Raw genomic sequence first — 18,573 nt, forward strand, 5'->3', positions numbered from 1 at the left:
GGGCCATGGGCGAGAGCGACATCGCGGTGGATGCGCTGGACGAGGAGGCGGCGGGGCACGAACTCGCCCGGCTCGCCGAGGTCCTGAACGCGGCGAATACAGCCTATCACACCCATGATGCGCCCGAGATCACGGACGCGGAGTATGACCGGCTCAAGCGCCGGAACATGCAGATCGAGGCGCGTTTCCCGACGCTCAAACGCGCGGACAGCCCCACCGAAACGGTTGGCGCTGCGCCCGCCGAAGGCTTCGACAAGATCACGCACGCCCTGCGAATGCTATCCTTGGGAAACGCCTTCGACTCCGCGGAGATCCACGAGTTCGATGCCCGCATTCGCCGCTATCTGGGACTCGCGGCTGAGGACCGGCTGGTCTACACTGCCGAGCCGAAGATCGACGGATTGTCATTGTCGCTGCGCTACGAAGGCGGGCGGCTCGTCCAGGCCGCCACGCGCGGCGACGGCGCGGTGGGCGAGAATGTGACCGCCAATGCCCGTACCATCGGCGATATCCCGGAACGGCTGACCGGTGCCCCGGACCTGCTCGAGGTCCGGGGCGAGGTCTACATGAGCCACAGCGATTTTGCCGCGCTCAACGTCCGGCAGGCGGACAAAGGCGACAAGACCTTCGCCAATCCGCGCAATGCCGCCGCCGGCTCGTTGCGCCAACTCGACCTGGAGGTCACCCGCGCGCGGCCGCTGCGCTTCTTCGCCTATGCCTGGGGGGAGGTATCGGCGCCGCTCGCCGCCACACAGATGGAGGCGATCGAACGCCTTGCGGCGCTTGGCTTTTGTACCAACCCGCTTACCGTCCGCTGCGACGGCCCTGAGGAAATGCTCGCCCACTATGCCCGCGTCGAGGCGGAGCGGGGCGAGCTGGACTACGATATCGACGGCGTGGTCTACAAGGTCGACGACCTGGCGCTGCAGAAGCGACTTGGCTACCGCTCGACCACGCCGCGTTGGGCCCTCGCGCACAAGTTCCCTGCCGAACTGGCCTGGACACGGCTCGAGCGGATCGAGATCCAGGTCGGCCGCACCGGCGCGCTGTCGCCGGTCGCGCGTCTCAGTCCGGTGACGGTCGGGGGCGTTGTGGTGTCGAACGCCACTCTCCACAACGAGGATTACATCGCCGGCCGCGATGCCGAGGGTCATCCGATCCGAGCGGGCCGCGACATTCGCGAGGGCGATCTCGTGCAGGTTTACCGCGCGGGCGACGTCATTCCCAAGATCGCCGATGTCGACCTGTCGCAGCGCCCGGCGGGGGCGGAGCCATACGAATTCCCGTCTCAATGCCCCGAATGCGGTTCCGATGCCGTCCGCGAAGAGGGCGACGCGGTCCGGCGCTGCACCGGCGGCCTGGTCTGCCCCGCGCAGGCCGTCGAAAAGCTCAAGCACTTCGTCTCCCGCGCGGCATTCGACATCGAGGGGCTCGGCGCGAAACAGGTCGAACAGTTCTATCGCGACGGGTGGATCAAGGAGCCGGCCGACATTTTCGAGCTCGAGGCGCGCTACGCAAGCGGCATGCAGCAGCTGAAGAACCGGGAGGGCTGGGGCGAGAAATCGGCCCGGAATCTGTTCGCGGCAATCGCCGACCGACGGCGCATCACGCTCGGCCGCTTGATCTTCGCCCTCGGCATCCGCCACGTGGGCGAGGTCGCCTCGAACCTGCTCGCCCGGCACTATGGCACATGGGAGGCGTTCGATGCGGCGATGACGGAAGCACACGCGCTCGAAGGGTCGGCCTGGGAGGAACTCAACGGCATCGATGGCGTCGGACAGGTGCTGGCCACTTCGCTGGTCACTACGATCAATCAGGACGCCGAGCGCGCCTCGATCGAACGGCTCATCGCGCATCTGGACGTGGCACCTGCCGCGCAACCGGCGACGGCCGGTAGCCCCGTGGCTGGCAGGACCATCGTCTTCACCGGCACGCTGGAACGGATGACCCGGGCGGAGGCCAAGGCCCGCGCCGAAGCGCTCGGCGCGAAGGTCTCGGGCTCGGTGTCTGCGAAAACCGACCTTGTTGTCGCCGGTCCTGGCGCGGGCTCCAAGGAAAAGAAGGCCCGGGAGCTGGGGGTTGAAGTGCTCGACGAAGACGGCTGGTTCGATCTCGTCGGCAAGGCATGAGCGGCCGCCCAGAGATCCTGTTCCCGCTCTTTGCGGGGCTCGAAAGGCTCGACGGGATCGGGCCCAAGACCGCGGACGCCCTGGGGCATCTCGGGATCGCGACGCCACGCGATCTGCTCTTCACGCTACCGCATTCCGGGATCGACCGGACGCCGCGGCCCACGATCCAGGCCGCCGAACTTCCGGCGGTGCTGACGGTGGAGGTGCTGGTCGGCCAGCATCGGCCGCCCCGCTCGCGCGGGGGGGCCTACCGGATCAACGTCGAGGACAGCGCCACAGCCTTTCAGATCGTGTTCTTCCATGCCAGGTCCGACTACCTGTCGCGCCTGCTGCCCACGGGGCAGCGGCGCGTGGTGTCGGGCCGGGTCGAGCTTTTCGACGGGCTCGCGCAGATGGTGCATCCCGATCACATTCTGACCCTGGACGAGGCCGGCAGCCTGCCACGTTTCGAGCCGGTATATCCGCTGACCGCCGGTGTGACCCGCCGCACCATAGTGCGCGGAATCGCCGATGCGCTGGCACGGGCTCCGGCCCTGGCGGAATGGATCGACCCCGCGCTCGTGGCACGCGAGGGGTGGCCGGACTGGCGCGGCGCGCTTCTGACGGCCCATGCGCCGGGCACGGCGGCAGAGCTTTCGCCGGACGCACCGGCCCGGCGCCGGTTGGCGTATGACGAGGTCTTCGCGCACCAGCTGACCCTCGCACTCGCCCGTGCGGCGCGGCGGCGCCAGCCGGGTGTGGCAAGCGCAGGTGACGGGACCTTGCGCCAGCGGCTCCTCCAGGCGTTGCCGTATCGGCCGACCGGTGCGCAGTCGCGCGCGATGGAGGAGATCGCCGTCGACATGGCCGCACCCGAGCGCATGAGCCGATTGCTGCAGGGCGATGTCGGTGCGGGCAAGACACTCGTGGCCTTTGACGCTCTGTTGGTCGCGGTCGAAGCGGGCGGGCAGGGCGTGATGATGGCGCCGACCGAGATCCTCGCGCGCCAGCACCTCGAGGGGTTGCTGCCTCTGGCTGAGAGCGCGGGCGTGGTGCTCGAGATCTTGACAGGCCGCGACAAGGGGGCCGAGCGTCGCGCGAAACTGGAGGCGCTGGCCTGCGGCGACATCCAGGTGCTCGTGGGCACGCACGCGGTTTTTCAGAAGGACGTGTCCTTCCAAGACCTGCGGCTGGCGGTGGTGGACGAACAGCATCGGTTCGGCGTCCGCGAACGGTTGGAACTCGGCCGGAAGGGAGCCGCGACCGACGTTCTGGTGATGACCGCCACGCCGATTCCGCGCAGCCTCGCGCTGGCGCAGTATGGCGACATGGATGTCTCCGTGCTCGACGAGAAACCGCCGGGGCGCAAACCGATCACCACGGCGCTGGTTTCGTCGGAGCGCATGGACGAGGTGGTCGCGCACCTGGCCCGTGCGGTCGCCGAGGGCCGGCAAGCCTACTGGGTCTGCCCGCTGGTGGAGGAGAGCGAGGCGGTCGATCTGACTGCGGCCGCGCAGCGGTTCGAAAGGTTGCGCGCCGCCCTGGGGGAGGGCGTCGTGGGGCTTGTCCATGGCCAGATGGCACCCGCCGAGAAGGATGCGGCCATGGCGCGGTTCGTATCGGGAGAGACCTCCGTTCTGGTGGCGACCACGGTTATCGAGGTCGGAGTCAACGTACCGAACGCGACGATCATGGTGATCGAGCGCGCCGAGTGGTTCGGGCTTGCCCAGCTGCACCAGCTGCGCGGCCGTGTGGGGCGCGGTGAAGCGGCTTCGACCTGCCTTCTTATGTACCAGCCGCCGCTTTCCGAGACGGGCTCCCGAAGGTTGACGACCCTGCGCGAGACCGAGGACGGCTTCCGCATCGCCGAGGTCGATCTGGAGATGCGTGGCTCCGGTGACCTTATCGGGACCGCGCAATCCGGTCTTCCGAGGTTCCGTATCGCCGACCTGGAGCGGCAGGCCGGTCTGATGGCCCTGGCGCAAAGCGATGCCCGCAGGCTCCTCTCCGACGACCCTTCGCTTGAAGGGGCTCGGGGAGAGGCCGCCCGGCACTTGCTGTGGCTCATGCGGCAGGACGAGGCGATCCGGCTGCTGCGCGTCGGCTGAGCCGATCCGCCGGCTGCCATTATGCACGGATGTTCTTAAAAAGTTCTTTACATGGCGTGGAGTGATGTGAGAACAAAGTGGCAACAGATATGTTGGAGGTTGTAATGCACAGCAGGATCAAGTTCGCGCTTCGTCAACCCGAGGCCCTGATCGTACAGGACGCGTTCGGAGCTTTGGCGCTTGTCGTCATGCTCTTTGCCGGCCTCCATCTCTGATGCGGTTTTCTGCCTGCGTCGCTCGTCCCTGAGCCTTTTATCCGTGTGTCCCCAACGCGCGGGTTCGGCCGATACGGTCTGTCCCCCGTTACGCCTCTTGCCGGCCCGGGTTTCACGAGAGACGCCCCTGACCGCCGCCGTCGCGCTGAACGCGACGCGCGGCGGTTTTTTACATCCGATAGGCCAGTCGAAGTCCGCCCCAATGGCGCCCCTGCACGCGGATCGGCGCGGAGAGATCCTTCATCATCACGAATTGCCCGCCGCCCATGTCGCGGCGATAGATCTGCAGTAGGAACGGTTCCGTGTTGCGCCCAGCCTTCAGCCCGACACGATCGTCAAAGATCCGTCGGTTCCTGCAATTGGCCGCGTTCCAGACGGGATCGGTCGATTGCGGCTGCGAGAACTTGCGGTTGTGGGTGGGCAGGTAGCCGTTGCGATCGACCGCGGCGCAGAACACCACCTTGGAATGGCGGGCGAGAACGGGTTCCTGGATGTCTGGCAGAATGGCGTCGGTCAGTTCGGTGAATGCGGTTGTCACCTGCTGCGGATCGGTCTTTGGAACGGGGCGATAGTCTGTGTCGAACAAGCGAGCGAGGCTGATGCGGCCCCGGGCGAGGGCCGCTTCGAAAGCCTCCGAGATCTGGCCGGCAAGGTCCTGCACGAGCGTGATCATCGGGCCGTCAGCGCCTTCGGACCCCAGTTGCACGGCCTTTTGCATCACTCCTTCCGATACGTCGATCAGCGTGTCGCTGCGCTGCTTGGCCTCCTTGACGCCGGTCGACACCCCCGAGATCGACCGCGCCACCTCCGAGATCGCGGGCGAGAGCCGCTCCACCGTCGTTTCCGTCTTGCCCACATGCGTGCCGATCTCCTCGGTCTCGCGCTTCATGGCGCTCATCCGCATCTCGATCTCCGACAGCGCCGCGTCGGTGTCTTCGCCGCGATTCAGCAGCTCCGACGCCACTTCGGAGGTGTCGACCGCTCCCTTCCGCAATTCGTTCATCCAGTCGGTCATGCGGCCGATGGTCGTGGAGATATCCGCCGCGGCGGTGCTGGTCTTCTGACTCAGTTCGTTGATCGCCTCCGCCACGATGGCAAAGCCCATTCCCGCCTGTCCGGCGCGCGCCGCCTCGATCTTGGCGTTCATCGCGAGAATGTTGACCTGGGAGGCGATGGAGGCGATCTGCGCGTTCGAGTTGCGCACGGCCACGAGCATGTCGTCGACCGCGTCCGAACCGGAGCGTACGGATTGCACCCATTCGGCGAGCGCGCGGGACGAACCGCTGGTAGCCGACAGGATCGCGATGGAGTCCTTCACGCCGCCTTGAGCGGCATCCATATCCTCGATCACGCGGCGCGTGGTCTGGCCGACCCGTCGCGCGGAGTCGCGGAGATCGTCCGTCTGTTCCTGCAGGGATTGCAACCGATGCATCTGTTCCGAGCCGCTGGCGTCGAGGTCGGTCAGGAAGCCCGCTATGTCCACCAGTTCGCGCCCCAGCGAGGTCGCGTCGTCCGACAGCCCCTTGAGAATGTTCGCCGTGACGTGGGGTTTGCCGAGATCGGTGTCGTGCTGCATCCGGGCGCTCACATGAAGACTGCGACCGTCCTAAACGCAAGATGCTGACGAAGGATTAAGCCGTCTGCCGCGCCTGCGCCATTTCCGCCGCATCGACCGCGGCATCGAGCGCCAGCATGATCGAGGCATGGCGGTTCTTGTAGGCCTGCGCCGGGCGCAGCACCTCGAGATTGTCGAACGGGGCGGGCGGAGTCGGGCCATCCGACTTCAACATGGCCTGCAGCGCATCGCGCGCGGCCGCGACCTGAGCAGGGGTCTGGCCCACGATGGCGCCGCCGACGACCGATGCAGCCGCCTGACCGAGCGCACAGGCCTTCACGTCCTGGCCGAACGCGCTGATGCGGCCGTCTTCCAGCGACAAGTCGACCGTGACCGTCGATCCGCAAAGCGGCGAGCGTTTCTTGACACTTGCGTCCGGATCCTCGAGCCGCTGCGTGTTCGGAATGTCGGCAGCGAGCGCAAGGATGCGCTGCGAGTAGAGCTTGATCAGATCGCTGTCGCCGGGCATGGCTTTCCCTTCGCTGTGCTCCCCCCTAGATAGGCGCGACCGTGCCGCATGCAAAAGGAAAACACTCCATGAGCTTCGATCCCGCTACCTTGGTCTATGATGTGAACGGCCTGATTCCCGCGGTCGCGCAGGATGCAGCGGACGGGACCGTGCTGATGGTGGCGTGGATGAATCGCGAAGCGGTTGCACGGACGCTCGAAACCGGCCGGGTAACGTACTGGTCGCGCTCCAGACAGAACTTCTGGATCAAGGGCGAGACGTCGGGGCACGTGCAGCAACTGGTAGAAATGCGGGTCGATTGCGACCGCGACTGCCTGCTGGCGCTGGTGAACCAGACTGGACCGGCCTGTCACACGGGGCGGCGCAGTTGCTTCTACACCGCGATCCGCGATGGCGAGGAAACGGAGATCATGACGCCGCTCGAGGGGTAGGGGTCGGGCGGCAAGTCATTGATGCCGTGGCGTAAGATCGACGAGTTGGCGAATGTCGGCCGGGCTTAGCCCGTCTTCGCGGTACCGGGCGATGGACCGGGCGTCGTCGCGCTTGGCCAGACGCTTGCCCTCCGCGTCCCGGATCAGTCGGTGATGCTGGTAGATCGGTGAAGGCATGTCCATAAGCCGTTGCAGAACGACGTGGACCGCGGTTGCCTCGAACAGGTCCTCGCCGCGTGTGACATGCGTGATGCCCTGCGCTGCGTCGTCGACCACCACGGACAGATGATAGGAGGTTCCCATGTCGCGCCGGGCGAGCACGACGTCGCCGACACCGTCGATCAGCTCACAAGGGCTCAGCGAGATCCGTCCCTTGCCGGTTGTTTCTTCGAACCACAGGGAAGCGGGATCAAGGGATTGCAGCGCACGGCGCATGTCGAGCCGCAGGGCGGTTTCGTGTGGCGGGCTCCCGGCCGGCGGTGCGGCGGGGCGGCAGGTGCCGGGATAGACCGGACCGTCGGGCCCGTAGACGGGCGCACCCTCCTGCGGCGCGGCAAGCGCGTCGCGGATATCGCGGCGACGGCACGAGCAGGGATAGAGAAAGCCGCGACGCCACAGGGTTTCAAGGGCCTGCCGGTAAGCGTCCATGCGTTCCGACTGCCGCAGGACGGGGTGTTCCCAACGGAGGCCCAGCCAGGCAAGATCGGTGTAGATCTGCGCCTCCCAATGGTCGCGGGCGCGGGAGCGGTCGATATCCTCGATCCGCAGATGGAACGTGCCGCCGATATCGCGGGCCAAGTCACTGGCCAGCATGGCGGAATAGGCGTGGCCGAGATGCAGGGGGCCGGTCGGCGACGGCGCGAACCTCGTGCGCACGCGGCGTCAGTCGTCGCGGAAGCGGCGCATGCGGCGCTCCTCGCCGGACTGATAGATCAGGATCCAGGCGAGCAGGATGAACATCGGATGCGTCAGGCCGCCGGAGAACAGGATCGCGGGGATCCAGATCACGAAGACGACGATGGAGGTGAGGATCCGGCCGGTGAGCAGGATCGACAGGGGCGGAAGGAAGAGGGCGAGGACGTAGTTCATCGGGTTACTCCGCGGCTTCGGCCGGGCTCTGCGCCGCGAGCCAGTCGGACCAGCAGGCCTTGGCCCGGTCGGTATAGGCCTTGTAGCGGTCGCGGCGACCCTTGCGACCCGAGCGCAGGCCCTCAAGCGGTTGAAACAGACCGAAATTCACGTTCATCGGCTGAAACGTCCTGGCGTCCGCGCCGCCGGTGATGTGGTGCACCAGCGCGCCGTGGGCGCTGTCCTGCGGCACCTCGGGGAGCGGATGGCCGGCGGCCTCGGCGGCGGCAAGGCGGCCGGCGAGCAGGCCCATGGCGGCGGATTCGACGTAGCCCTCGACGCCTGTGATCTGGCCGGCGAAGCGGATGTTGGGTTTGGAGCGCAGGCGCATGCCGGAATCGAGAAGCGTCGGCGAGTTCAGGAAGGTGTTCCGGTGGATGCCGCCGAGGCGGGCGAAGCGGGCATTCTCCAGACCTGGAATTATACGAAAAACATCGGCTTGCGCGCCGTATTTCATCTTCGTCTGGAAGCCGACGATGTTGTAGAGCGTGCCGAGCGCGTTGTCGCGGCGGAGCTGCACGACCGCGTGGGGCTTCACGTCGGGCTGGTGCGGGTTGGTGAGGCCCACGGGTTTCATCGGGCCGTGGCGCAGGGTCTCGCGGCCGCGCGCGGCCATGACCTCGATCGGCAGGCAGCCGTCGAAGTAGCCTGCGGTCTCCCCGTCGTGGAACTCGGTGACGTCCGCGGCCAGGAGCGCGTCGATGAACGCCTCGTAAGTATCCTTGTCCATTGGACAATTGATGTAGGCGCGGCGCTCTTCCTCGGTCTCGCCCTTGTCGTAGCGCGATTGCAGCCAGGCGCGGTCCATGTCGATGGATTCGGCGTGCACGATGGGGGCGATGGCGTCGAAGAAGGCGAGCGCGGTGGTCCCTGTCTCGCGCGCGATGGCTTGGCCGAGCGCGTCGGAGGTCAACGGGCCGGTCGCGACGATCCACTGGCCATCGTCCGGAAGGGTCGAGACTTCCTCGTTCGATATCAGGATGTTGGGATGCGACCTTAATGCGTCCGTGATATCTTCGGCAAAGCGCTCGCGGTCGACTGCGAGCGCGCCGCCCGCGGGTAGGCGGTGCTTGTAAGCCGTTGATATCACGAGCCCGCCGGCCTGCTTCATCTCCCAATGGAGCAATCCGACCGCGTTCTGTTCGTGATCGTCCGAGCGGAAGGAGTTGGAACACACCATCTCGCCCAGGTTGCCGGTCTTGTGAGCGAATGTGCCGCGCTCGGGCCGCATCTCGTGGATGACCACGCGGCAGCCGCGATTTGCGGCCTGCCATGCAGCCTCGGACCCGGCCATGCCGCCGCCAACGATGTGAATCTCTTCCGTCATGGGGCGGAGATAGGGGCTCGGGCCGCGCTTGTCACGGGGGCAGCTTGCACGGGTATGGACCCGGTATGGCAAGCGTATGGCCCGGAGCCGGCAGGCGCAGCCTATTGCGGCCAGTCGGGCTCGCGCTTTTCGAGGAAGGCGGCGATGCCTTCTTCGGTGCCGACATCGAGCATGTTCTGCACCATCACTTCCCCGGTATAGGCGTAGGCTTGGGCGAGGGTCAGTTCGCGCTGGCGGTAGAAGGCCTGCTTGCCGATCCGCACCGCGCTGCCGAGTTTCGCGGCGACGGTGTCGGCGAGATCCTCGGCGGCGGTGTAGAGGTCGCCCTCGGGCACGACGCGGTTGACAAGGCCGAGCTCGCGCGCGCGGGGCGCATCCACGAATTCGCCGGTCACGAGCATTTCGAAGACGTGCTTGGCCGGCGCGTTGCGCGACAGCGCCACCATGGGCGTGGAGCAGAAGAGGCCGAGGTTCACGCCATTGACGCCAAAGCGCGCGCTGTCGGCCGCGACGGCCATGTCGCAGGTCGCGACGAGCTGGCAGCCGGCGGCGGCGGCCACCCCGTGGACGCGGGCGATCACCGGCTGGGGCAGGCCCTGCAGCCGCTGCATCAGCGCCGAGCACCGCGCGAAGAGATCGGCGAAGGCAGCGCGCCCGGCATCCTCGGCCTGGCGGGCGGCCTGCATTTCCGCGAGGTCGTGCCCGGCGCAGAAGGCGCGGCCCGCACCGCCGAGCGTGACGACGCGGATGGACCGGTCCTGTTCCAGTTCGGCGCATTCGGCGTCGAGCGCGGCGAGCATCGCGTCCGACAGCGCATTGAGCCGGTCGGGCGCATTCAGCGTGAGATGGCGCACGGCGCCGGCATCGCGTCGCAGGATCAGTGTCATCTTGTCCTCCCTCGCCTGTCGGGGCAGCGTAGCGGCGATGAGGGAGAGGGGACAAGCGCACATGACGATCCGCATCGGCGCCGACGAGATGATGCCGTTTCTCGAAGAGGTCTTCCCGCAGGTCGCGGGCATGTTCGGGATCGACCGTCTGGACGAGGATCTGCTCATCATGCGGCTGTATTCGCACGAACGACACCTGCGTCCCGGCGGCACGGTGTCGGGGCCGGCGATGTTCGGGCTGGCAGACGTGTCGGCCTACGTGGCGACCATGGCGCGGATCGGGCGCGAGGCGCTGGCGGTGACCACCAATTGCTCGATCGATTTCATGCGCAAGCCGGTGGCGGGGGCGGACGTGCTGGCCAAATGCCGGGTGCTCAAGCTGGGCCGGTCGCTGTCGGTGTGCGACGTGCTGCTGTATTCCGAGGGCATGGCGGAGCCGGTGGCGCGGGCTTCGCTGACCTATTCGCTGCCGCCGGTGGCGGCGGGGTAGGCGCGGGGATAGGCCCCGCGCCGGCCGGTCTTCAGAAATCGACCTCGATGGCGATGCCCTTCTCCACGGCAAGTTCCACCACCGCGTTGGCGACGGCGAGGTCCTGAAGGCCGACGCCGGTGCCGTCGAAGAGCGTGATCTCCTCGTCCGAGGCGCGGCCCTTGTGGCTGCCGTTGATGACCGCGCCGAGCTGGGCGATGTCGCCCTCTGCGATCAGCCCCTGCGCGACGGCGTGCTGCGCCTCGCCGATGCTGACCGATTGCGCGACCTCGTCGGTGAAGACGGTGGCCTTTGCCAGAAGCTGCGGGTCGACCTCCTGCTTGCCCTTGGTGTCGGTGCCCATGCAGGCGATGTGCGTGCCGGGCGCGACCTGGCCGGCCGAGAGGATCGCGTCGAAGGACGAGGTGATGGAGATCATCACGTCCGCCTCCTGCATGCCGTCCAGCTCGACCGCCTCGAAGGGCAGGCCGGCCTCGGCCGCGACTTCCTCGAGGTTGGGCAGCATGTCGGGGTGGAGGTTCCAGCCGATGACCTTGTCGAAGTCGCGCTGTTCGAGCGCCGCGCGCAGCTGGAACTTCGCCTGATGCCCGGCGCCGATCATGCCTATCACCTTGGCATCCTTGCGCGCGAGATGCCGGATCGACACCGAGGAGGCGGCGGCGGTGCGCAGCGCGGTCAGGAGGTTGCCGCCGACCATCGCCTTGGCCTTGCCGGTGTCGGGGTCGAACAGGAAGACCGTCGACTGGTGGTTGATGATGCCACGCTTGTCGAGGTTGTTGGGCCAGTAACCCCCGGCCTTGAGGCCGAGCGTCAGGCCCGCGCGGTCGAAGCCGCCCTTGAAACCGTAGAGCGCGTCCTCGTGGCCGATCGCCTCGCGCACCACGGGGAAGTTGTAGGCATCGCCCGAGGCCATGGCGGCAAAGACCTTTTCCACCGCGGCGAAGGCGGCCTCGCGGGTCATCAGGTCGGCGATTTCTCGTTCGGGCACGATCAGCATGGGTCGTCCTTTTGTCGTTGTGTCGTGCGCCCGCGCGGCCGGGGGCGCCGGGCCGCGCGGGCGATGCCCCGGCCCGCTCGGGGCCGGGTCGTCCGGTCAGCGGATCAGTACGCCTTGCCGCGCGCGGAGACGGGCCAGATCGTTTCGACCTTGCCGCCCCGGACGCCGACGTACCAGTCGTGGACGTTGGCGGTCGGATCGCAGTGGCCGGGCACGAGGCGCAGCTTCTCGCCGACCTTCAGCACACCCTTGGGATCGGCGATCACGCCGTGCTCGTCCGAGCACTTGACGTATTCTACGTCATCGCGCCCGAAGATCACCGGCAGGCCGCTGTCGACCGATTGCGCCTTGAGGCCAGCGTCGCAGATCGCCTTTTCCTCTTTGGCATGGCTCATCACCTGGGTGAGCAGGAAGAACGCGTTCTCCCATTCGCCGCGGTCGATGCGGTTGCCGTTCTCGTCGAGGATACGGCCGTAATCGGCGTCCATGAAGGCGTAGGAGCCGCACTGAAGCTCGTTGTAGACGCCCGAGGCGCTCTCGAAATAATACGACCCGGTGCCGCCGCCGCCGACGATGTCGCATTCCAGCCCCTCGGCCTTCAGCCCGTCGACGGCGTCAGCCACCATGGCGACGGCGATGTCGATCTTGGCCTTGCGGTCCTCGTACTTGTCCATGTGCTGCATCGCGCCCTGGTAGGCCTGGATGCCGCCGAACTTGAGGCCCGGCGCGGCGTCGATTGCCTTGGCGATCTCGACCACCGCCTCGGTGGTGGTCACGCCGCAGCGCCCGGCGCCGCAGTCGATCTCCACCAGGCACTCGATCTCCGTGCCGTGCTTCTGCGCGCCGGCCGACAGGTCCGCGACGTTGGCCACGTCGTCGACGCAGCAGATGGTGCGCGCACCGAGGTTGGGCATGCGCGCGAGCCGGTCGATCTTCTGCGGGTCGCGCACCTGGTTGGAGACCAGCACATCCTTGATGCCGCCGCGGGCGAAGACCTCGGCCTCGGACACCTTCTGGCAGCAGATTCCACAGGCGCCGCCGAGGTCCATCTGCAGCTTCGCCACGTCGACGGACTTGTGCATCTTGCCGTGCACGCGGTGGCGCATGCCGTGCTCGCGGGCATAGTCGCCCATCTTGCGGATGTTGCGCTCGAGCGCATCGAGGTCGAGCACGAGGCAGGGCGTCTGGATCTCGGCCTCGTCCATGCCGGGCAGGGCAGGGACGTCGTAGCCGACTTCCAGGGCATCGAGATTGACGGGAGCGTTCATGGTCATTCTCCTTCGGCGTTTGGGGGGCTGAAGCCCGCCCTGCGGCCACGATGTGGGGCCGGGACGGGACGTGTGGTAGGGCGGGCTTCAGCCCGCCATCCAGGGCAGACGGTCGAGGTCCACGTTGCCGCCGGTGACGACGACACCGACGCGCTTGCCGGCGAACCTCTCCTTGTTCTTGAGGATCACGGCCAGCGGCACGGCACAGGACGGCTCCATCACCACGCGCAGGTATTTCCAGGTGATCTTCATCGCCTCGACGATCTCCTCCTCCGAGGCGGTGAGGATGTCGCTGACGTGGTTCGACACGAAGTGCCAGGTGAGATCCTTCAGCGGCACCTTGAGCCCGTCGGCGATGGTGTCGGGGGCGTCGTCGGCGATGATGTGACCGGCCTTGAAGCTGCGCATGGCGTCGTCGGCCTGCTCGGGCTCCGCGGCGATGATCTGCGTCTCGGGCGCCAGCGTCGACAGCGTCAGGCAGGTGCCCGAGATCATGCCGCCGCCGCCGATGGGCGCTGTGACGATGTCGAGCCCGCCGCCGTCGCGTTCGGCCATTTGCTCCATCAGCTCCTTCGAACACGTCCCCTGACCCGCGATCACGCGGGGGTCGTTGTAGGGGTGCACGAACTCGCCCCCCGTCTCGGCCTGGACCTTGGCGAAAACCTCCTCGCGCGAAGAGGTGGAGGGCTCGCATTCGGTCACGCGGCCGCCGTAGCGGCGCACCGCGTCCTTCTTGGCCTGCGGCGCGGTGCGCGGCATGACCACGTTGCAAGGGATGCCGCGCCGGCCGGCGGCGTAGCTGAGGCACAGCGCGTGGTTGCCCGAGGAATGCGTCGCCACGCCCAGCTTCGCCTGTTCGTCATCGAGCCCGAACACCGCGTTGGAGGCGCCGCGCACCTTGAAGGCGCCCGGCTCCTGCAGGTTCTCGCACTTGAAGAAGAGCTGCGCGCCGGTGATCTCGTCCAGGTAATCCGAGGTCAGCACCGGCGTGCGCCGGATATGCGGGCGGATGCGGTCGTGCGCCGCCAGCATGTCCTCGTAGGTGGGGATCTGCATCGCGCTGTCCTTCATCACGCGGCGTCCTTGCGGGCGAGCGCGGCATCCGCGCGGTAGATCCGCTGCGCCGCCGCCACGCCGGAGCCGAGTTCGATGTCGAGCCCCAAGTCTACCATGCACATCTCGGCCGTGGCGATCCCCGAGAGCGTCATCACGTCGGTGAGGCTGCCCAGGTGGCCGATGCGGAACACCTTGCCGGCGACCTCGCCGAGGCCGACGCCGAAGGCGACGCCGTAGACGTCTGCCGCATGGGTGACGACGCGCGTGGCATCGAAGCCCTCGGGCGTGCGGATCGCGCTGACGGTGTCGGAGTAGAACTCCGGCGCGGTGGCGCAGAGGTCCAGGCCCCAGGCGCCGACCGCCGCGCGCACGCCTTCGGCGATGCGGGTGTGGCGGGCGAAGACATTGTCGAGCCCTTCGGACAGCAGCATCCCGCAGGCCTCGTTCAGCCCGTTCAGAAGCCCCACGGCGGGCGTGTAGGGATAGGCGCTGTTGGCGTAGCCCTTGGCCATGTCGTGCACGTCGAAGAAGGTGCGCGGCAGCCTGGCGGTCTTGGTCGCCTGCATCGCCTTGTCGCTGAAGCCGACGATGGCGAGGCCCGCGCTCAGCATGAAGCCCTTCTGCGAGCCGGTCACGGCGACGTCGACGCCCCATTCATCGAAGCGGAAGTCCATCGAGCCGATGGAGCTGACGCCGTCGACGAAGAGCATCGCGGGATGGCCCGCGGTATCAAGCGCGCGGCGCACCGCGGCGATGTCGGATTTCACGCCGGTCGCGGTCTCGTTGTGCGTGGCCAGGACCGCCTTGATCTCGTGGCCCGTGTCGGCGGCCAGGACCTCTTCGTAGCGGGCGGCGGGCAGGCCTTCGCCCCACGGCGTCTCGACGATGGTCACGTCGAGGTCATGGCGCTGGCACATGTCGATCCAGCGGTGCGAGAACATGCCGTTGCGCGCGGCCAGCACCTTGTCGCCGGGCGACAGCGTGTTGGAGAGCGCCGTTTCCCAGCCGCCGGTGCCGGTGGACGGGAAGATGAAGACCTCGGCACTGTCGCTCTTGAGGACCTTCTGAACGCCTTCGCGCGCGGGGTGCAGGATCTGCCCGAAGAGCGGCGAGCGGTGGTCGATCGTCGGCATGTCGCACGCCTTGCGCAGGCGTTCGGGGATGTTGGTCGGCCCCGGGATGAAAACCGGATTCTGAAAGCTCATCGGTGTCTCCTCAGTCTGTGACGCGGACCATAGAGCAGTCGCGCGGCAGAGTGGATTATTTTAAAACCTTTTTTCAGATTGGGGGTGTGGCCGGAAAATGCATCATTGTCAGGTGCTTGTAATTTTCATATCGTGGGGGTGTTTTTCAATTCTACGCGAAGGGGTCTTATGGAAAGTCCGGAGAATGGCGGGCGCGGCCCGCGGCGCGCCCGTGGCCGCCCCCGCGGCTGGGACGACAAGACCGAGCAGAACACCATCAAGTCGCTCGATCGCGCGATGGAGGTGTTCGAGTTCCTGAGCGAGGCGCAGGGCAAGGCGTTGACCGCCATCGCCGGGGAAATGGGCCAGTCGCCGGCGACGGTCTACCGCATCCTCGTGACGCTGGAGGGGCGGGGGCTGGTGGAGTTCGATGCCGAGGAGCAGCTTTGGCATATCGGCCCGCGCGCCTTCGTCATCGGCGCGCGCTTCCTGCGCCGCACGAGCCTGGTGGAGCGCGCGCGCCCGGTGCTGCGGCGGCTGATGGAGGCGACGGGCGAGACGGCGAATCTCGGGGTGGGGCGGGACGCCTCGGTGTTGTTTCTGAGCCAGGTGGAGACGGAGGCGAGCATCCGCGCGTTCTTTCCGCCGGGCACGCTATCGCCGATGCACGCCTCGGGCATCGGCAAGGCGCTGCTCGCGCATATGGACGAGGATCGGCTCGCGCGCGTGCTGAAGGTGGCGGTCCTGACCGCGTTCACCGATCACACTCTGACCGATGCGGAGGCGCTGCGGCAGGACCTCGGCGTGATCCGGACGCGCGGCTATTCCATCGACAACGAGGAGAAGAACGCCGGGATGCGGTGCATCGCGGCGCCGATCTTCGACATGCACGGCGAGGTGACGGCGGGGCTGTCGGTTTCGGGCCCGACGAGCCGGATCGGCCTCGATCAGGTGGCGCCGCTGAGCGGTCACGTGCTGGCGGCGGCGCATGACCTGACGGCGGCGATCGGCGGGGTCACTCCGCCGCGGAACTGAAGCGTCGCGGACGGGCGAGGGCACCGGGCCGGAGCGCCGCGTGCCGGTTCACGTCCTTGTAGAGCAGGTAGCGGAAGCGCCCCGGCCCCCCGGCATAGCAGGCCTGTGGGCAGAAGGCGCGCAGCCACATGAAATCGCCCGCCTCGACCTCCACCCAGTCGGTGTTGAGCCGGTAGGCGGCCTTGCCCTCGAGGACGTAGAGCCCGTGCTCCATCACGTGCGTCTCGAGGAAGGGGATGACGGCGCCGGGCTCGAACGTGACGACGGTGACGTGCATGTCGTGGCGCAGGTCAGCGGGGTCGACGAAACGGGTGGTGGCCCATTTGCCGTCGGTTCCGGGCATCGGCGTCGGCGCGATGTCGGCCTCGTTGAGGACCAGCGGATCGGGCTCGTCCAGCCCCTCCACCGGCTCGTAGGCCTTGCGGATCCAGTGGAAGCGCAGGGGCGCGTCGCCGGGATTGCGCAGGGTCCAGTCGGCCGACGGCGGCAGGTAGGCGTAGCCGCCGGGGACCATGTCGTGCGCCTTGCCGTTCACGGTCAGGGTGGCGGTGCCTTCGACGACGAAGAGCACGCCCTCGGCCTCGGGGTCGGTCTCGGGCCGGTCGGAGCCGCCGCCGGGCGCGACCTCCATGATGTATTGCGAAAAGGTCTCGGCGAAGCCGGTCATGGGGCGGGCGAGGACCCACAGGCGCGTGCCCTCCCAGCCGGGCAGGAAGCTGGTGACGATGTCGCGCATGGTGCCGCGGGGTATCACCGCGTAGGCGTCGGTAAAGACGGCGCGGTCGGTCAGCAGGGTCTCCTGACCCGGGTGGCCGCCGTGCGGCGCGTAGTATTTGGCGGTCATGGCGGCGCGGGCTCCTTGCGTGTCGTGGGGCAAGTATGGCGCGCGCGGGGCGGATCGGCCACCCGGCGCGGTCCGACAGGTCCGTTCGGTTTTTCTTGAAAGTCGCGTCGTGCTTGCTGGAACGGTTTGAAACAGGCGGTGTTCGACCCTGGCGGCGCCGACGAGGGGCCGCCGGGGGCAGGCCGCTCGACGACGACGATTTCCTGTCGCCGACGCGCGCGATCCCGAGGACAACAGGCCGTGTTGCCTGCCCTGCGAGGCGTTCGGACGTTCCGTTGCATGATCCGGTCTCCTCCGTTCGTTCGGTGATCGGAAGGGCTGGTCGGGCCGCTGCCGGATGCGGCACTCTGTCCGTCCGGCCCACGTGGCGCCGGTCACGAAGAGCTGCCTTTCGAGCGGAAAGACATCGTCTGACACACAGAGTGGCGAAATCTCAGTGCGAGGTCGGGATTGCTTCTCTTGTGAGACGGTTTGACACTTGCGGAGCGCGTGACGCTCGCCCCCGCCGAAGCCGCCGTTCAGGCAGCGCGCGGCGAAGGGCCGCAAGGAGCCCATTCGGAAATGCCAAATTCTCGCTGCGCGTGCTCGCGGCAGAACCGCTGCTGCGTTCCGGCCGAAACCGACGCGGCACTGCAGCCAAGGCTCAGGCCATTCGCGCCGAGCGCAGCAAGAGCATGAGGAGTGATGTCCGGACTGCGGGACGTTGCGAACACGCTAAATCCGATGTGCAAGCCGACGTTCTTGGATGAACCGTAATCTCGCAGCCGGCCGAAACCTATCCTGGGACAAGGATGACGGTGCGGGTCCAGTCTTGCAGGACATATGTGCCGGGCGCGGCACGGAGCGGGGTCAAACCGCGGCTCGGGTCGCCCATGGTCGGACACTACCCATTCGAGTGGTGTCCGACAGCCAGACGCCGAGGTCGGTGGGCACATCCTGGCGGCCGAGGAAGTATCGCCGGACGGCGCGGGTCCAGATCAGGTCCTCGGCTCGGTTGGTGGCGAAGGCACGCGCCATCTGCGGGCGGTCGAGATAGCCTTGTTCCCACATCAGATCCTCGAGAAAGGCGACCTGGCTCTCGTCGAGGAACAGCAGCAGCTCGCACGCCTCGGCGAAATCCACCTGCGCCGCCATCAACATGACTGAGGCCAGCCTCCGGTCGCCGTCACGCGCCATGGTGGAGGCCACGATGGCGAGGATGGTGCCTCCGAGGCAAGAGCCGACGGCGTGGATCGGCACATCGGGCACGATGGCCTGCACGGCATCCAGCGCCGCCATCACTCCGCGTCTCCGGTAGTCCTCCAACGACGGGTCGCGCTGCTCGGCGGTCAGGTTCGACCAGGAGATCATGAAGACGGTGAAGCCTTGGCCGGCCAGGTAGCGCACCATCGCGTTTTCGGGCGAGAGGTCG

At 67.3% G+C, this 18,573-nt stretch carries 17 protein-coding genes; 5 read left to right on the forward strand and 12 right to left on the reverse strand.

Annotation, left to right across the window (positions count from 1 at the left end; translation table 11 throughout):
- Window positions 1-5 precede the first annotated feature (5 nt).
- Together ligA and recG are read left to right on the forward strand one after the other, a co-directional pair.
- Window positions 6-2,129: an NAD-dependent DNA ligase LigA gene (gene ligA / locus F3H57_RS06645; RefSeq protein ID WP_149755107.1), complete on the forward strand. Its 2,124-nt coding sequence runs from the start codon at window positions 6-8 to the stop codon at window positions 2,127-2,129.
- The gene (gene recG, locus F3H57_RS06650; protein WP_149755108.1) at window positions 2,126-4,216 is read left to right on the forward strand and encodes an ATP-dependent DNA helicase RecG; all 2,091 of its coding nucleotides are present in this window, start codon (window positions 2,126-2,128) and stop codon (window positions 4,214-4,216) included. The genes ligA and recG overlap by 4 nt, the downstream gene beginning before the upstream one ends.
- Window positions 4,217-4,600: 384 nt before the next feature.
- Here the strand turns inward: recG and F3H57_RS06655 are convergent, their stop codons facing one another.
- Together F3H57_RS06655 and F3H57_RS06660 are read right to left on the reverse strand one after the other, a co-directional pair.
- Window positions 4,601-6,007, reverse strand: a complete 1,407-nt coding sequence (locus F3H57_RS06655) for a methyl-accepting chemotaxis protein (protein WP_149755109.1) — start codon at window positions 6,005-6,007, stop codon at window positions 4,601-4,603.
- A 55-nt stretch (window positions 6,008-6,062) separates the two neighbouring features.
- Entirely contained in the window at window positions 6,063-6,515 is a 453-nt protein-coding gene (locus tag F3H57_RS06660; protein ID WP_149755110.1) for an iron-sulfur cluster assembly scaffold protein, read from the reverse strand.
- Between the two features lie 68 nt (window positions 6,516-6,583).
- Here F3H57_RS06660 and hisI point away from each other — a divergent pair, with 68 nt between their 5' ends.
- A complete protein-coding gene (gene hisI, locus F3H57_RS06665; protein WP_149755111.1) occupies window positions 6,584-6,946 on the forward strand; it encodes a phosphoribosyl-AMP cyclohydrolase in 363 nt (120 codons plus the stop codon).
- A 15-nt stretch (window positions 6,947-6,961) separates the two neighbouring features.
- Here the strand turns inward: hisI and gluQRS are convergent, their stop codons facing one another.
- The 4 genes from gluQRS to F3H57_RS06685 form a co-directional block, all read right to left on the reverse strand.
- Window positions 6,962-7,822 (reverse strand): tRNA glutamyl-Q(34) synthetase GluQRS, encoded by an 861-nt coding sequence (gene gluQRS / locus F3H57_RS06670; protein WP_149755112.1) that lies wholly within the window; start codon window positions 7,820-7,822, stop codon window positions 6,962-6,964.
- A 6-nt stretch (window positions 7,823-7,828) separates the two neighbouring features.
- Window positions 7,829-8,035, reverse strand: coding sequence for a hypothetical protein (locus F3H57_RS06675; RefSeq protein WP_149755113.1), 207 nt, complete (start codon window positions 8,033-8,035; stop codon window positions 7,829-7,831).
- Between the two features lie 4 nt (window positions 8,036-8,039).
- Complete coding sequence (gene trmFO / locus F3H57_RS06680; RefSeq protein WP_149755114.1) at window positions 8,040-9,401, reverse strand: methylenetetrahydrofolate--tRNA-(uracil(54)-C(5))-methyltransferase (FADH(2)-oxidizing) TrmFO; 1,362 nt, start codon at window positions 9,399-9,401, stop codon at window positions 8,040-8,042.
- Window positions 9,402-9,502: 101 nt separating this feature from the next.
- Window positions 9,503-10,459 carry an enoyl-CoA hydratase gene (locus F3H57_RS06685; RefSeq protein WP_316632799.1) on the reverse strand — a complete coding sequence of 319 codons (957 nt, stop codon included), beginning with the start codon at window positions 10,457-10,459 and terminating at the stop codon, window positions 9,503-9,505.
- Between F3H57_RS06685 and F3H57_RS06690 the strand changes: the two genes are divergently transcribed.
- Complete coding sequence (locus tag F3H57_RS06690; protein ID WP_149755116.1) at window positions 10,350-10,778, forward strand: PaaI family thioesterase; 429 nt, start codon at window positions 10,350-10,352, stop codon at window positions 10,776-10,778. The two genes, F3H57_RS06685 and F3H57_RS06690, sit on opposite strands and share 110 nt — an antisense overlap.
- Before the next feature lie 31 nt (window positions 10,779-10,809).
- On the opposite strand, the gene bhcD is transcribed toward F3H57_RS06690, so the two are convergent.
- The 4 genes from bhcD to bhcA all read right to left on the reverse strand — a co-directional run bounded on the left by bhcD (window position 10,810) and on the right by bhcA (window position 15,304).
- On the reverse strand, window positions 10,810-11,775 hold the full coding sequence (gene bhcD / locus F3H57_RS06695) for an iminosuccinate reductase BhcD (RefSeq protein ID WP_149755117.1): 966 nt from the start codon (window positions 11,773-11,775) through the stop codon (window positions 10,810-10,812).
- A gap of 104 nt (window positions 11,776-11,879) precedes the next feature.
- A complete protein-coding gene (gene bhcC / locus F3H57_RS06700; protein ID WP_149755118.1) occupies window positions 11,880-13,043 on the reverse strand; it encodes a 3-hydroxy-D-aspartate aldolase BhcC in 1,164 nt (387 codons plus the stop codon).
- An 87-nt stretch (window positions 13,044-13,130) separates the two neighbouring features.
- On the reverse strand, window positions 13,131-14,114 hold the full coding sequence (bhcB, locus tag F3H57_RS06705; protein WP_149755119.1) for a beta-hydroxyaspartate dehydratase BhcB: 984 nt from the start codon (window positions 14,112-14,114) through the stop codon (window positions 13,131-13,133).
- On the reverse strand, window positions 14,114-15,304 hold the full coding sequence (gene bhcA / locus F3H57_RS06710; protein WP_149755120.1) for an L-aspartate--glyoxylate aminotransferase BhcA: 1,191 nt from the start codon (window positions 15,302-15,304) through the stop codon (window positions 14,114-14,116). Before bhcA ends, bhcB begins: the two co-directional genes overlap by 1 nt.
- Window positions 15,305-15,472: 168 nt before the next feature.
- On the opposite strand from bhcA, the gene bhcR reads away from it, so the two are divergent.
- Window positions 15,473-16,318 carry an HTH-type transcriptional regulator BhcR gene (gene bhcR / locus F3H57_RS06715; RefSeq protein ID WP_149755121.1) on the forward strand — a complete coding sequence of 282 codons (846 nt, stop codon included), beginning with the start codon at window positions 15,473-15,475 and terminating at the stop codon, window positions 16,316-16,318.
- On the opposite strand, the gene F3H57_RS06720 is transcribed toward bhcR, so the two are convergent.
- Both F3H57_RS06720 and F3H57_RS22485 read right to left on the reverse strand, forming a co-directional pair.
- Window positions 16,299-17,162: a bifunctional allantoicase/(S)-ureidoglycine aminohydrolase gene (locus F3H57_RS06720; RefSeq protein ID WP_149755122.1), complete on the reverse strand. Its 864-nt coding sequence runs from the start codon at window positions 17,160-17,162 to the stop codon at window positions 16,299-16,301. The genes bhcR and F3H57_RS06720 overlap by 20 nt on opposite strands.
- An 849-nt stretch (window positions 17,163-18,011) precedes the next feature.
- A complete protein-coding gene (locus F3H57_RS22485) occupies window positions 18,012-18,551 on the reverse strand; it encodes an alpha/beta fold hydrolase (protein WP_223162990.1) in 540 nt (179 codons plus the stop codon).
- Window positions 18,552-18,573 lie beyond the last annotated feature (22 nt).

It is taken from the genome of Roseivivax sediminis (assembly GCF_900112685.1).
Lineage (GTDB): Bacteria > Pseudomonadota > Alphaproteobacteria > Rhodobacterales > Rhodobacteraceae > Roseivivax > Roseivivax sediminis.

Excerpts from the sequence above, each read along its gene's own strand:
- ligA (WP_149755107.1), top strand. The coding sequence starts at position 6 with ATGGGCGAGAGCGACATCGCGGTGGATGCGCTGGACGAGGAGGCGGCG.
- recG (WP_149755108.1), top strand. The coding sequence starts at position 2,126 with ATGAGCGGCCGCCCAGAGATCCTGTTCCCGCTCTTTGCGGGGCTCGAA.
- F3H57_RS06655 (WP_149755109.1), bottom strand. The coding sequence starts at position 6,007 with ATGCAGCACGACACCGATCTCGGCAAACCCCACGTCACGGCGAACATT.
- F3H57_RS06660 (WP_149755110.1), bottom strand. The coding sequence starts at position 6,515 with ATGCCCGGCGACAGCGATCTGATCAAGCTCTACTCGCAGCGCATCCTT.
- hisI (WP_149755111.1), top strand. The coding sequence starts at position 6,584 with ATGAGCTTCGATCCCGCTACCTTGGTCTATGATGTGAACGGCCTGATT.
- F3H57_RS06675 (WP_149755113.1), bottom strand. The coding sequence starts at position 8,035 with ATGAACTACGTCCTCGCCCTCTTCCTTCCGCCCCTGTCGATCCTGCTC.
- trmFO (WP_149755114.1), bottom strand. The coding sequence starts at position 9,401 with ATGACGGAAGAGATTCACATCGTTGGCGGCGGCATGGCCGGGTCCGAG.
- F3H57_RS06690 (WP_149755116.1), top strand. The coding sequence starts at position 10,350 with ATGACGATCCGCATCGGCGCCGACGAGATGATGCCGTTTCTCGAAGAG.
- F3H57_RS06685 (WP_316632799.1), bottom strand. The coding sequence starts at position 10,459 with ATGATGAGCAGATCCTCGTCCAGACGGTCGATCCCGAACATGCCCGCG.
- bhcD (WP_149755117.1), bottom strand. The coding sequence starts at position 11,775 with ATGCTGATCGTGCCCGAACGAGAAATCGCCGACCTGATGACCCGCGAG.
- bhcC (WP_149755118.1), bottom strand. The coding sequence starts at position 13,043 with ATGAACGCTCCCGTCAATCTCGATGCCCTGGAAGTCGGCTACGACGTC.
- bhcB (WP_149755119.1), bottom strand. The coding sequence starts at position 14,114 with ATGAAGGACAGCGCGATGCAGATCCCCACCTACGAGGACATGCTGGCG.
- bhcA (WP_149755120.1), bottom strand. The coding sequence starts at position 15,304 with ATGAGCTTTCAGAATCCGGTTTTCATCCCGGGGCCGACCAACATCCCC.
- bhcR (WP_149755121.1), top strand. The coding sequence starts at position 15,473 with ATGGAAAGTCCGGAGAATGGCGGGCGCGGCCCGCGGCGCGCCCGTGGC.
- F3H57_RS06720 (WP_149755122.1), bottom strand. The coding sequence starts at position 17,162 with ATGACCGCCAAATACTACGCGCCGCACGGCGGCCACCCGGGTCAGGAG.
- F3H57_RS22485 (WP_223162990.1), bottom strand. The coding sequence starts at position 18,551 with ATGGTGCGCTACCTGGCCGGCCAAGGCTTCACCGTCTTCATGATCTCC.